This window comes from Ewingella americana (genome assembly GCF_006438725.1).
Lineage (GTDB): Bacteria > Pseudomonadota > Gammaproteobacteria > Enterobacterales > Enterobacteriaceae > Ewingella > Ewingella americana_A.
Map to the genome: position 1 here is coordinate 23,019 of NZ_RCZD01000011.1, position 14,077 is coordinate 37,095.

The 14,077-nt window shown below is 56.2% G+C and carries 7 protein-coding genes; 4 read left to right on the forward strand and 3 right to left on the reverse strand.

All coding sequences use genetic code 11. From position 1 onward, the window contains the following. Positions 1-17: 17 nt before the first annotated feature. Together EAH77_RS18550 and EAH77_RS18555 are read right to left on the reverse strand one after the other, a co-directional pair. Entirely contained in the window at positions 18-8,603 is an 8,586-nt protein-coding gene (locus EAH77_RS18550; RefSeq protein WP_140474307.1) for an autotransporter outer membrane beta-barrel domain-containing protein, read from the reverse strand. Between the two features lie 487 nt (positions 8,604-9,090). Further along, on the reverse strand, positions 9,091-9,486 hold the full coding sequence (locus tag EAH77_RS18555; protein WP_140474308.1) for a (R)-mandelonitrile lyase: 396 nt from the start codon (positions 9,484-9,486) through the stop codon (positions 9,091-9,093). A 185-nt stretch (positions 9,487-9,671) separates the two neighbouring features. Here EAH77_RS18555 and EAH77_RS18560 point away from each other — a divergent pair, with 185 nt between their 5' ends. The 4 genes from EAH77_RS18560 (at position 9,672) to EAH77_RS18575 (ending at position 13,176) form a co-directional block, all read left to right on the forward strand. Further along, positions 9,672-10,565, forward strand: a complete 894-nt coding sequence (locus EAH77_RS18560) for a LysR family transcriptional regulator (protein WP_140474309.1) — start codon at positions 9,672-9,674, stop codon at positions 10,563-10,565. Positions 10,566-10,756: 191 nt separating this feature from the next. Beyond that, positions 10,757-11,179 (forward strand): hypothetical protein, encoded by a 423-nt coding sequence (locus tag EAH77_RS18565; RefSeq protein WP_140474310.1) that lies wholly within the window; start codon positions 10,757-10,759, stop codon positions 11,177-11,179. Between the two features lie 318 nt (positions 11,180-11,497). Then, a complete protein-coding gene (gene mtr / locus EAH77_RS18570) occupies positions 11,498-12,742 on the forward strand; it encodes a tryptophan permease (RefSeq protein WP_140474311.1) in 1,245 nt (414 codons plus the stop codon). Further along, positions 12,742-13,176: a hypothetical protein gene (locus EAH77_RS18575; protein WP_140474312.1), complete on the forward strand. Its 435-nt coding sequence runs from the start codon at positions 12,742-12,744 to the stop codon at positions 13,174-13,176. Before mtr ends, EAH77_RS18575 begins: the two co-directional genes overlap by 1 nt. Here the strand turns inward: EAH77_RS18575 and cynR are convergent. Continuing rightward, positions 13,133-14,062, reverse strand: coding sequence for a transcriptional regulator CynR (gene cynR / locus EAH77_RS18580; protein ID WP_140474313.1), 930 nt, complete (start codon positions 14,060-14,062; stop codon positions 13,133-13,135). The two genes, EAH77_RS18575 and cynR, sit on opposite strands and share 44 nt — an antisense overlap. Between the last annotated feature and the right edge of the window lie 15 nt (positions 14,063-14,077).

The window sequence follows — 14,077 nt, forward strand, 5'->3', positions numbered from 1 at the left end:
CATCAGTTAACCACTGACTACCACTGGTATCTCACCCCCACCATGCCCTGATAGCCCTGATAGTCGTTGTTCCCCCAGGTGCTGCTGACGTGTCCCCAGGTTTGCCAGTTTTGGCTGATATTCCCGGTGACACCCGTTTTCACTTCATAACGGTTAACCGACGTGGCGTTTTCAAAGCGCACCTGATTGAAGTCCACGCTGTCCGATGCCGGTTTACCGTTATACCAGTTCACTTCCACAAACGGCTGCGCACTGCCTGCCACCCGCGTATTCTGTCGCGTCAGGCGCACACCCATGCGCGTTCTGATCCCATCATCACCGTTGGCATTAACCTGGGTACCGTTATCTTCGGTGTGGCCTGAGGTCTGGTAATGGCTGTAAATCAATTGCGCCTGCGGCGTCACCATCCAGCGGACATCATCAGACTGTTTCAACGCGAAGCCGTAACCGGTTTCGACTGACACGTCCGTCCCCTGACTGTTGTAAGACTCCTGCGGCAGGTCGTCACCGTTCACATCGTTTTTGTACCAGGCGTGCTGGATCCAGCTGTCCACATACGCACCGCTGACACGATCCGCCCGAGCATACCAGGTGCCATAAGCCCCCACGCTGTAACCGTTGACCTGCCCTTTCGCCTCATAACCACTATTTTGCACGCTGACATTGCTGGTGGAATGGCCGTAGCCGCCCATCACACCGGCGTTAATCTGGTCGCCATTCACGCCGTCTAACTGATACACATCACTACCGAGTTGAACCAGCGTGGTGTGGGTTTTCTCATCAAACAACCCGCCATCACTCTTCTGCTTGGTATAGTCACCCCCCAGACGTACCCAGCCTTTTGCCATGTCAGTCTCTGACTGGCTGCGCGCGGCCCCGGAACGATCGTAGAGGGTATGCAAGAACATGTTCTGTGCCGCACGCTGGTTCGCCAGATAAGCGCCCGGCTCAGGACGATAGTTCGACGCAGGCGTTGGGGTCGGCGGCGTTGGGGTGCTGTCTTGTGATTGCAGGTACCAGTCGCCATTGCTGCTGTTTTTCACCAGATGGTATTCATACGCCCCGGCTACCGCACGGCCATTGAGGTTAAACACGCCGTCCGATTGCCCACCGACATCCACCACCTGAATCCCGGTGTTAGTTTGTGCGCCAGCACCGCCTGCGTTTTTCACCGTCACCTGCGTGGTGCCCGAAGTATTTCCGGCTACCACCAGTTTATCGGTCACCGAATTGTCACCCCCCAGCACGGTTTGCAAAGCCAGCACGCCGCCGCCAATGTAATTACCGCCCACCGACAGCGTGTTCCCCACCGAAGCACCCGCCAATTGCAGCAGACCGCTGTTGGTAAGATCACTGCTGAGGTTCAGTATGCTGGCCGCCGCCGATCCGTATGCCGACAGGCTGTTGAGTGACGCCAGCGTACCGCTGTTGTTGACGCCGCCACTGACCGTGCCGTCACCGGCAAGGGTCGCCCCCGAAGCCACTGTCACTGCACCTGCACCATTAGCCCCCAGTCTGGCACCGGACTGCGTTCCGTCACCGACGACCAGCGTACCGCGGTGGATGGCGGTAGTCCCGGAATAGGCAGGCTGATAAACCGTCAACGTACCGCTGCCAGATTTAACCAGATCGCCGGTGCCGGTCAGGCTGTTGGCAAGCGTCATGTTGCTGCTGTTATCAATCTGCAACGTGCCGTTATCGGTGATGGAAGCGGTGCCGAGGTTCTGCGACGCAGAGGCGATCAGCGTCGCATCATTGCCAAGGGTGAAATTACCGTTGAACGTGGCGTTATCCGCCGCCAGGCTGATCACTTCACTGCTGTCGAGCTGGACAGAACCCAGGCCAAGCAGTGTATTGTTCAGCGCGCCGCTGGCGGTCTGGCCGTTGGAAGTCTCGAAAGTGAGCAGGTCACCGGCGGCGTCCAGGGTAATGCTGCCGGTGCCTAAGCCCTGCACGTTGTTCAGGCGCACGGCAGAACCGCCGGTGATCACCGTGTTAGCCGAGAGGGTCGGATTTGCGCCGTCAATGGTCAGCACGCTCGGGTCAACAACCAGCGTACCGCTGCCGGTCAGTCCCCCGAACACCGTACCGCCGTGGGTATTGCCCGCAGTACGCTGGCTGTCGGTGAGGGTCAGCGTACCGCCATTCAGATTGAGGAGCGTCCCTGCCGCACTGTTCAGTGCGCCGACACTCTGGGTTTTACCGTTGAGATCAACCTGACTGGTACCCAGCAGATCCAATGACGACGTATTCCCCAATGTGTGATTAAACCCGAGGCGCAGCGTGCCGTTCGTGACGGTCGTCTGGCCGGTGTAATCGTTGAGCGGGTTATTGAGCGTAGCAATGTCCATCACATTGACATTCAAACCACCCGCACCGGTGATCAACGCATGCATCTCGTTACCACCCAGTGGTGCGTTGCCGTTCTGAATCAGTGACACTTGCTGCCCCGCCAACAGGTCGAGTTTAATCAGCCCGGAGTAAAGGAACACCCCCGTTTGCCCCTGGAGATTGTTGTCTGTCAGCCCGTAACTGTAAGTGCCCACACCCACCACGTTGCCCAATTGAGTGACATCTGCGGTGGTCAATCCCAGCGGGTTGCCCAACCCATCGGTCAACGTCAGGTTAGCGGAGGAGCCGGTATTGCCCTGTGAGAGAATCAGCGCATCACCGATAATGTCATCCTGTTGCAGTAACGGCTCACTGGCTGCATTGGACGGATCTGGCAGCGTATTGAGCCCGTTAACCCGGATTTCACCGCCATTTAGCGCTAACTGGTTGGTCTGAATCAGGCTGTGCGTCAGCACATCGAACGTACTGCTACCGCCGTTGAGTACCAGATTACCGACGTTTTGCGTCCCCACACCGACCGTCTGATGAGCGGACTGAATTTGCAGCGTAGCATTGGTCAGCGCCTGGGTATCCGTGCCGGACAAGGTAAACGCGCCCTGCCCAAGATTCACCAGACCGGCGAACGCACTGCCGCTCCCGGTGCCAAAGGAGAAACGGTCCGCCGCCGCGGCCATCGCCACGTTCAGCACACCCTGACCGTTCAGTAATTGGGTGAAGACGTAGTTACCGCTCGCCGGGGCAACGTTCAGTGTCCCGTTAAGCCCGACGCTGCCTGTCCCAAGGTTTTGCGCCGCTGTGACGGTGGAGGAACTGCCGGAAGCCAAATCCCATACGCCATCGAAGCCGCTGTTATCACCGCTGATGGTCAAATGGGTGGCGAGAACCCGGTTGGTACCACTGCCGCTAATGTCACCACTGAGCTGGTTACCATCACCACTGAGGGTCAGTAAACCGGCGTTATCCACGGCGTTGCTAAAGTTACCGTTGGTGACGTTAACCGCCAGCGTGGCCGGTGCCGCGATGGTGGCCGTTCCGCTACCGGCGCCCTGCGCATTGGTCAGCGTGAGGGTACCCGCGCTGACTGTTGTACCGCCGGTGTAAGTGTTCGCGCTGTTAACAGACAGGTTGCCGCTGCCCGATTTTTCCAGCGTCCCGCTGCCACTGACCGTGTTGATGAAGGCCCAGTCAGTGCTGCTGTCCAGCACCAGTGCGCCGCTATTGTTGATCACCGCCGTGCCCAGATTCTGCGCCACACCCGCCGTCAGCGTCGTGCCATTGTCCAGGGTGAAACTGCCGCCGAAGCCGCTGTTATTGCCGGAAAGCCCCACCGCCGCATTGCTCAACAGATGGGTATCACCGGTTCCGCTCAGCGCATTCGCCAGCGCGCCGGTTGCACCATTAAGCTGGAGTTCTGTCCCTGCTCCGTTGAGATTCACCGTGCCGGTACCCAGTCCCGCGACATCACTGAGCAGCGCCTGCGCGCTATTATTGAGGATCACCGCCGCACTCAGCCCGCCGTTGGCGCCATTCACCGTCATGGTGCCATCGTTTAGCGTCAGAGACCCTGCGCCAGTCAACGTGCCGTCACTTTGTCCGCCCTGGCTCAGGGTCAGGTTACCGCCGTTGATGTTCAGCGTAGATCCTGCGGCACCGCTCAGGCTGCCGACCGTCTGCGTTTTACCATTGAGATCAAACCCGGTGGTGTCTTGCAGAATCAACTCAGACGTCGCACCCAGCGCATTATTACTGCCCGCCACCAGCGTGCCGCCACTGACCGTCGTCGTACCGGTGTAGCTGTTTGCGGCGTTATTGAACGTGAGAGTCTGCGCAGCAGAGGCACTGCCGTTGACGTCCAGATTGCCGCTGCCGGTCAGTTGCGCATTCAGCACCGCACTGTTTGAGGTGGCGCCGCTGTCCGTGGACAGATGCAGCGTCTGCCCGCTCACTAAATCCAGCCCTTTCAGGCCATAACCGAGATACAGCCCGTCGTTATTGCTCCCGGTGGAGAGCAGGAAGTCATAGCTGCCGTTGGCCACCGTGGCTCCGCCTTCAGTGATCGCCAGCGTCTGCGGATTATTCACCGCCTGACCCGTGCTATCGACCAGCACCAGCCCCGAAGCATCGCCGGTGACGCTGCCGCTGGCGGCCACCAGTTGAGTCTGAATATCGCCGTCATCCTGTGCCAGCAGGTTCAGCCCCGGAGACAGCACCGGGTTAGCGATCCCGCCAGTTTCCGGGACATCCACCTGAACCGTGCCGCTGGTGAGCGTAAGATCGGTCACGTTCACTTTGCCCACCGGCGTTTGCGGCGGTGTCTGGCCGCTCCACGCGATGGTGCCGCCGTTCAGCGTTAAATTACCGATGTTTTGATCGGCCGCCGCCACTGTGGTGGTGTTGCCGGTATTGAGTTGCAGCGTGGCGTTAGTCAGCGCAGCGGTGTTATCACCCGACAGCGAGAACTGACCTTGCCCCAATTGAACGCTGCCGCTAAAGGCATTGCCGGTCGTCGAGCCGAAGGCGAAGGTATCCGTGGTCGCGGCGAGGTTAGCTTGCAGGGTACCGCTGCCGGTCAGCACATGATCAAAGGTGTAGCTGCCGCCGGTAGGTGTATCAATGTGTAAGACCCCCGGCGTAGCGATCTCCACCGCACCGCTGCCCAGCGTGCCGCCATCGGTCAGACGCAGATTGCCGTAGACATTGGTGCCACCGCTGTAACTGTTGGCACCGGTTAAAGTGGCGGTCCCTGCGCCCAGCACATCCACCCGCCCGCTGCCGCTGATCGCACCCGCGAGGGTCATATCATTACTGCGGCTTAACGCCAGAACACCGTTATCAATGATATCGCCCTGTACGCTACCGGTCGTGGTACCGCGCCCCAATGAGAGCGTGGCAGAGTTATTAATGGTAGTACCGCCGGTGTAGGTATTGTCTGCGGTTAAATCAATGACACCCTGCGTAGTGAGGCGGCCAGTGCCGTCGATAAGCCCGCTGGCGTTGATACCTGCCGTACCGATCAGGGTTCCACCCCCGCTGCCAAGGGTAATATAATGCATGAATTCGCCCGGCGCCCCGACGTCCAGGATGGCGTTATTATCGATGGTCACGCCGCTGGTTGCTGCCCCAAGCGAGTTTTCGGTGAGGGCTGACAGTTTCCCGCCATTGATCTGCGTGCCGCCGGTATAAGTGCTGTCACCTGTGAGCGTAAGCGTTCCCGCCCCCTCTTTCACTATGCCGCCGGTGCCACTGATAACACCATTCAGCCCACTGTTACTGCTGTTATCCATCGTCAGGGTGGCGGTACCGAGCGCAATATCCCCGCCACCGCTGATGTTCTGCACCTGCTGATTGAAATTGTTCAGATCAAACGTAGAACCCAGTCCGACCACCAGGGATGCACTGTCGGCAAAGGCATTGGCAATACCGGTTTTTAATGTGCCCGCCAGCAGCCGCGTCACGCCGGTATAGGTGTTAGCCGCAGAAAAGGTGAGCGTGCCGTCACCCAGTTTGGTCAGTGACTGACCATCCCAGGTCAGGCCGTTGGCCGCCTGATCGGCCAGAACCACATCCACGTCAAACGCATCGCTGGCATTGGTCAGCGTAAAAATGCCCGATGAGAGCGGCGCAACCGCATTCCATGCCAGTGAACTGCCGATGCTGTAGTCGTTACCGTCGGTGGATTTTTTCGCATCGACGACAATGTAATCAGCATTGCCCGCACCGATGCCTTCAACAGCGCTGAAATCACCGGTAATGCCGCCTGTGGTGTGAATCACCACCGTGCGGGCGGCGTCGAGATCGCTGGCTTTCGCCACTGTGCTGCCGCTGTAGCCGGAGATATTCAGCACGGAACTGGAGGTGTTGAGGGTGGCATCTGCGGCGGTCAGCATGGGCGTTGTCCCACCCAAAGTGACATCCAGCGTGCCGTTCACCGTAGACGTTCCGGTGGTGGCAATCTGCGCCGTGCTGTCGAGCTGCGCCGTGGCACCGCTGTCCACCAGCAGACTGGCGGCGTTGAAGGTGCCGGTTTGGGTCAGATGCAAAATACCGGCGGCAATTTCAGCCGCGCCGACACTATTGCCGGCATGGGAGAGTGTCAGCATGCTGGCACCGGTTTTAGTTAACCCGCCACTGCCGGTGATCGTGCCGTCAAAAGTCGTATCGGTGTTGCTCTGCGCGGTCAGATCCCCTGAGCCCAGAGTGAGGGTTCCCGCGCCGCTCAAATCCTGCAATACCTGGTCGAAATTCTTCAGTGCCAGCGTGGTGTTACTGTCAACGTCAACGGATGTGCTGCTGGCAATCGCGTTGGCTATGCCAAGATTGACCGTCCCGCCGGTAATTTTTGTACTGCCGGTATACGTGTTCACGCCATCCAGCGACAAAATACCGGTACTGGTTTTCGTCAGATCCCCCAGGCCGCCAATCACGCCATTCACCGTACCGGCACCCAACTGTAAAATGGTATCCACGTCGGTGATATTAACGATGCCGTTCGCATCGCTGCTCAGCGCAGTCACTACATGCGTATTACTGCCGTTAAAATTCAGCGTCTGCGCACCGGTGATCGACCAGGCCGCCTGTCCAAGCGGGGTATTGACATCCACACTATAAGCGTCGCCGTTCAGACTGACCGTCCCGGTGTAATTATTCGTCGCACCGTTAAACGACAAGTTGAGTGACCCGGTATTGTTCTCCGACATATAGAGACTGAGTGTGCCAGAACCGGTCAGGTTGCCGTTCATCGCCAGCGTATGAACGCCGCTGTCGCCGACATAGTTCAGCGAGCTGGTGTTGATGGCGTCGACGTCGCCATCGAAAATACTATTCACACCCGCAGTTTGCTCAAAATCCAGCGTCGAGTTCGACAGGGAAATCGGTGCAATCAGGTTGTCAAAATGATACGTCACATCGCTGCTCAGCGCCGAGGCCTGGGTACCGTTCATCCGCAGGGTAGAAGCCTCCAGTGAAAGCGCATTCGCTGAAAAATAGTAATCAGTAAACGTAGAGGCATCGCCCAGTTGCAAGATAGCGCCGTTAGTGACATCCACCGCCCCCGTGCCCAACGCATTGGTGGCCGACATCCCATTGAGCGTGCCGGAGGTGACTTGCGTCCCCCCACTCCAGGTGCCACTGCCCGCCAGATTAGTGAGGCCGGTGCCGGCCTGAACCACATTACCGGTTCCGCTAATATCGTCGGTGAACGTGACGTCATCACTGCGGTTGAACGTCAGGGTGCCGTCATTGATCACCGTGTCATTCAACACGCCAGTGGTGCCACCGTTGCCCACCTGGAATGAACTCCCTGAATTGATCGTCGTTCCCCCGGTACCGCTGTTGGTCAATGTGCCGGTCAACAACACATTTCCGCTTTGAAGATGAATAGCGCCAGCCACCGGCAAGGTTCCTGAAATATCCCATTCTTTCCCAGGCGCATTAATATTAAGTAAATTAATCGTGTTGCTATTCACGTAATTACTGAAGGTGCCGGTCGCTGCACTCCCCCCCAGCAGATTAATGGTGTTGTTTGTTTGACCGGTTGCAAGTTGAATATCACCGGTAATAGCGGAGCTGGTATTAAGATTAATAGTATTATTGCTGCCGAAGAGTTTTATCGCTACCCCTCCACTACCATCATCAGGTGTGATCGCCCCGGCATTATTGATGGTGACACCGCCGCTGGATAACACGCCGTCAATGACGGTATGCGAGCCTGAAATAGTCGCACCTTCATTGTTGGTCAGGGTAAATCCGCTGCCGAAATTACCCAGACCATAGAAGGCTGCACCACCGTTACTGTCAATTAACCCATTATTAATAACAGTGAAATCATTGCCGCTGTTAAAATTAATACCGTGACCGCCCTGAATTGTACCGTCGTTGGTTATAGTGTTGGCGCTGCTGCCGCTGGCAAAATTGAACCCGGCACTGGTGATGCCTCCCGCGACAGTCACGCCGCTCCCGACGGTGAAGGTGCTGCCCGTCACGGTAGCATCGGCGTTGATGGCATGGCCTGGGGCGTTAATGCTACTGGTGACATCAAAATCAGTACCCAGCGTACTGGTCACACTACAGGTGGTCGTGCCACCATCACAACCCGCATCCAACGAGGGCAGATCGACCGCAAAGGCTGCAGGCATTCCCATGGAAGAAGAGAGCAGGATAATCTTTAAAGCAATATAGAGTTTATTTAAGGGGTAATCTTTTAGTTGGCGCTGGCTGGGGTCAGTTGCTGTGTCATCATTTACGCATAGCATAGTTTATTCACCCTATATTCGAGGTATTGATTTCCATGAGGTTTAATTAAATAAGCAATAAAATAACGCCGCCCGTTTAATAGGGAGTTAATGTGAAACGACCTCTGCATAAGCAGATACAATTGAAACAGGTTTTTCACGCGATGAAGTCATTCATCGGCGCCAGAAATTCATAGTCAATAAGTTATAGCCAAACCCAAGAATAATTCCACTTAAGCATTACAATATCCTTACTGATCTTTGAATAAGTTCATATCAACAAAATATAATTATTACTGAAATGATTTTTTATTATCGCTCTATGCTGATTTTGTGATTTATATTTGAATTTGAGATTTGATCTTTAGAGGTTTTGACGCGAAGAACAGGGAACATCATGCAGAAGAGGGGGATTTACAGTGCGAGTGATGGCAATTAGCCCACTCAATTGATGTGTGTGATACCTGTGTTAGCTATCACACACATCATTAAAAAAGATTTATGCGGTTTATGGCTGATATTGCGCGTCTGTGACGTGCTCCATCCACGCCACCGGGCTACCGTTCAGTGATTCGGCAATCGCGATGTGTGTCATTGCCGTTTGGGAGGTTGCACCATGCCAGTGTTTAACCCCTTCAGGGATCCAGACAATATCGCCCTGATTCATCTCTTCAATCGGGCCACCCTCTTTCTGGATCCACCCACGACCTTGCGTAACGATCAGCGTCTGACCCAGCGGATGGGTATGCCACGCCGTGCGGGCACCCGGCTCAAACGTCACAATCGCGCCGCCGACACGAGCAGGTTCAGTGCCGCTGAAGGGAGCATCAATGCGCACCGTACCGGTAAAATAGTCAGCCGGGCCGACTTGGGAAGGTTGGGAACCACTGCGAGTAATTTTCATATTTTCCTCTGATCTATCATGCGATGTCTTTACGTTACCCCGATTCATTTGGCATAACCATAGGGCAAAATCCGCATGGACCTATGAGCTGTGCTCATTAATAAGGTGACAACGCGGCTTCTTCTCAACCAGATTATAGAGGTACAATTCTGATCAGGATTTCATCGCATCGTCAAAGGGCCAGAATGTTAAGAGAAAATGTGAACGATCTGATTTTTTTTCTGGCCGTGGCAAAAGAGCGCAGTTTTACCCGTGCTGCCGCGAAACTGGGCGTATCACAATCAGCCCTTAGCCATGCCATCCGCGGGTTGGAAGAGCGACTGGAACTGCGTTTACTCACCCGCACCACCCGCAGCGTCTCCACCACCGAAACCGGCGAAAAGCTGGTAAATGCTTTTGGCCCGCGTTTTGCCGAGCTGGAAGATGAACTGGAAGCATTGAGCGAAATGCGCGACAGGCCGGTCGGTAATATTCGCATCAATGCCGCTGAACATGCCGTTGACTGGGTGCTATGGCCCAAACTGAAACCCTTCCTCGAAAAGTACCCCGATATCAACGTTGAAATTAGCGTAGATAACGCGCTGACCGATATTGTCAGTGGCCGCTTTGATGCGGGTATCCGCCTGGGTGAACAGTTGGCCAAAGATATGATTGCTGTGCGTATCGGCCCGGAGATGCGTATGGCGGTGGTCGCTTCTCCCTCCTATTTCGATAAAAATGCCATTCCGCACTCGCCCGCAGATTTGCAACGACACCGCTGCATCAATATGCGCCTGCCGACGCTCGGCGGGCTGTATGCCTGGGAGTTCGCAAAAGAGGGCCGGGAAATTAAAGTCCGCGTTGAGGGTCAACTGACCTTTAACAGTCTGCGGCAGAGAATTGATGCGGCGAAGAGTGGGTTAGGGCTGATGTTTGCACCGGAAAATTCAGTGGCCGAGGATATTCGGCAGGGTCAACTGGTCAGCGTCTTAGAGGACTGGTGCCCGCCATTTCCCGGCTACTATCTCTATTACCCCAGCCGTAAACAGCACACCACGGCGTTTTCACTGCTGGTAGACGCATTGCGCTATCAGCCATAACGGGAAAACTCAGGTTGGGACTGCCCGGCTTTAGCCTTTGGGGCTATTTCTATGGCGATTTCTCTGAGATCAGGATCCGTGCATTCATCCCGGTAGGGATATCAGTTATATTATCGCGCTGACCGTTGCCGGGCATGAGCCGGGCGTCAAGCTATTACCCTAACTGATGCACTAAAGGACAACACTGCACTATGATTCATCGTTTCTCCCTGGCCGTAGCTGCGGCCGCTATCGTACTGACAGGATGTGCGAAGCATCACGCCACTGGCGAACCGGCGGAAAATTTTGCCAGCGGTGATACGCTGGTCACCGTGACACATGTTCACGACAAAACTGACGATGGCACCACCGTTTTTGTGACTGTCGATGGTACCGACGCGGCGGCGCTGGCTATAGGTCAAAGCGTTGACTTACACGTTCCCGCAGGTGCGCACAAGGTTGGCGGTTATGCCCGCACACTGATTGGCCGCGTCACGATTGCACCGGTGGAGGTCACGACCGCGGCCGACAGCGCTAAGCACGTCGCCTATACCGTCACGAAGAACAAGCCCGCATTTTCAGAATTGAGCAATAGCCCTAAACAGCCGGAGCAACCGCAGAACCCACCGGCATAACGTCTCACCGCCCTGTCCAGGTGACGAAAGGTGCAAAGCGTCAGCCAGCTCTGCACCTTTCGTCATTGAGCCGTCAATCGAAAAGAGTCAACAGCAAGCCCCTTCACGACTGCGATACCCCGGCAATAATATCAACTAACAGAATAACTCACCCCTCATCGTACTAGTGAACTAGTCAAGCATATACATTGCTGCCCATTTGCACTATATTGCCGCGCTTAAGGCCAGACCCGCAGCATAAACGCAGGTTTTTTGCCTTCTCACTTTTTGCCCTCCTTTCAGGTCAATACACATTAAAGCCACGCGAGGATCCGCACTATGGCTACGCTTGCTGTCAACATGCCGCACCGCTCTGTATTGGGTGGCGCGATGATCATTGGGGGAACTATCATCGGCGCGGGAATGTTCTCATTGCCGGTGGTGATGTCCGGTGCCTGGTTTTTCTGGTCAGTCGCCGCGCTGATTTTCACCTGGTTCTGTATGTTGCATTCCGGCCTGATGATTCTGGAAGCCAACCTGAACTACCCGATCGGATCCAGCTTTAACACCGTGACCCGCGACTTACTCGGTAACGGCTGGAATATGCTCAACGGGGTCACCATCGCCTTTGTGCTGTATATCCTCACCTACGCCTATATTTCCGCCAGTGGCTCAGTGATTCAGCACACGATGCGCGAAATGTCTGTCAATGTTTCACCCCGTCTCGGCGGCCTGCTGACCGCGCTGGCCGTGGCCTTTATCGTCTGGCTGAGTACCCGCGCGGTAAGCCGCATGACAGCCATCGTGCTGGGCGCGAAGATCATCGCTTTTTTCCTCACCTTCGGCAGCCTGCTGTGGCATATCAAACCCGTTAACCTGCTCAACAGTGTGCAACTCAACCCGAGTTACGCGCCCTATGTACTGGCGACGTTGCCGTTCTGTCTGGCGTCGTTTGGGTATCACGGCAACGTGCCGAGCCTGATGAAGTACTACGGCAAAAATCCGCAGGTGATTAAAAAATGCCTGCTGCTCGGCACCCTGATGGCGCTGGGGCTGTACGTCATCTGGATGCTGGGCACCATGGGCAATATCCCGCGCCCGGCGTTTATTGGTATCGCTGAACGTGGTGGCAATATTGATGTGCTGGTGCAGTCACTGAGCCAGATCCTCAACAGCGCGGGGTTGGATCTGCTGCTGACTATTTTCTCGAATTTCGCCGTCGCTTGTTCATTCCTTGGTGTGACCCTGGGGCTATTTGACTATCTGGCTGACCTGTTTAAGTTCGACGACAGCCGTATGGGCCGTTTTAAAACGGCGCTGGTGACCTTCATCCCGCCAATGGTTGGCGGCGTGATCTACCCAGACGGCTTCATCTATGCCATCGGTTTTGCCGGTCTGGCCGCCACCGTCTGGGCAGTGATTGTCCCTGCGTTGATGGCGCGGGCTTCGCGCCAGCGCTTCGGCAGCCCGCAGTATCGGGTATGGGGCGGTAATAAAATGATTGTGCTGGTGCTGCTGTTTGGCGTGCTCAATGCGGCGGTGCATATTCTTTCCAGCCTTAATCTGCTGCCGGTTTACCGCTGATGGGGCAGGAAGAACTGCGGGGCACACTGATAAAACGGGGTGCCGTCATTGAGAAAGCCCTGAAAGGGTTGGGTGCACAGGGACAGGGTCTGAAACAGTTGACCCTGTCGGTGGATGACCAGCTGACGCCGGAAGTCCGCGCCGCGCTGCGCCATATCACCCATTTGCGTAACGCCGCGGCTCACGATGCCGATTTCAGCGTAGATGCGCAGAACCGTGCGAAGCTGGAGCAAAACCTGACGATTGTTAACCGTTTCTTCGCGCAACTGCCGCGCAAAACGCGATCTTCACGCAAAAATGCGCAGTCCCGCCAGCGCCCTGCTTCGCGCGTCAGACGGGGGGTCCGGCTGTTCTTTATCGCGCTGGTGATTGCGGCAGGGTACTTTTTGTTTACAGGGAATTTGTTTCCGGGGAATTGGTTTCCGGGGAAATAGTGTGCAAGCCGGTGGCGTAATCACTCAGTAACTCAACAAAGGCGCGCGCAGCCGCACTGCGGTACGCGTCTTTGCGCTGTAACAGCACGGCCTGCCGCACGCTGATGGGTATCTCCAGCCGGAGCGGGTGCAACTGCCGGTCAGCGCTGGCGATGGCCTGCGGCAGGATTGTCGCCAGCTGCCCGCAACGTACCATGTCGATAATCGCGCTGATGGTGCTGGCTTGCATCACCACCCGCGGACGTACCGAAATCCGCTGATAAAACAGATCGATAAACTGCCTCGTCGCGAAATCCCCGTTGAGTAAGACCAGCGGCTGACGCGCAAACGCCTCCGGATCCAACTTTTCGCGCCTGCCTGCCAGCGGATGTCCTTCCCCCACCATCAGATTCAGCGTCTCCGCAAACAGCCGTGTAGAGGCGATCTCCGCCGACTGCACCGGCTCAAATGCAATGCCCAGATCCAGCTGGTCCTGCGCCAGCAACACCTCGATTTTATCCTGCGTCATTTCGCCCAGTTCCAGCCGAATCCCCGGATAGCGCCGGTAAAACTCGCCCACCACGGGCGCGGTCAGGTAAGACGTAAAGGTCGGCGTCATCGCCAGACGCAGCGTCCCCTGCTGTAAATCTTCCGCATCATGAATCGCCCTCGCGCCGGCCTGCAAGTCCTGCAACGCCCGCTCGGCATAATGCTTCCAGGCAACACCCGCATCCGTCAGTGTCACCGTCCGGCCGGAGCGGTCGAACAACTGCGCGTTCAGCGAGGCTTCAAGTTGTTTAATTTGCTGCGACAGGGTCGGCTGGGAGACATGCAACACCTCAGCCGCGCGGGTGAAATTCCCCTGCTCAGCCACGGCCAGAAAGTAACGGATGTGTCGCAGTAGCACAAACACCTCACTATA

What these genes read in the sequence shown, in the direction of transcription:
- EAH77_RS18565 (WP_140474310.1), top strand. Translation starts at nt 10,757, where the DNA reads ATGATTCATCGTTTCTCCCTGGCCGTAGCTGCGGCCGCTATCGTACTG.
- mtr (WP_140474311.1), top strand. Translation starts at nt 11,498, where the DNA reads ATGGCTACGCTTGCTGTCAACATGCCGCACCGCTCTGTATTGGGTGGC.
- EAH77_RS18575 (WP_140474312.1), top strand. Translation starts at nt 12,742, where the DNA reads ATGGGGCAGGAAGAACTGCGGGGCACACTGATAAAACGGGGTGCCGTC.
- EAH77_RS18550 (WP_140474307.1), bottom strand. Translation starts at nt 8,603, where the DNA reads ATGCTATGCGTAAATGATGACACAGCAACTGACCCCAGCCAGCGCCAA.
- EAH77_RS18555 (WP_140474308.1), bottom strand. Translation starts at nt 9,486, where the DNA reads ATGAAAATTACTCGCAGTGGTTCCCAACCTTCCCAAGTCGGCCCGGCT.
- EAH77_RS18560 (WP_140474309.1), top strand. Translation starts at nt 9,672, where the DNA reads ATGTTAAGAGAAAATGTGAACGATCTGATTTTTTTTCTGGCCGTGGCA.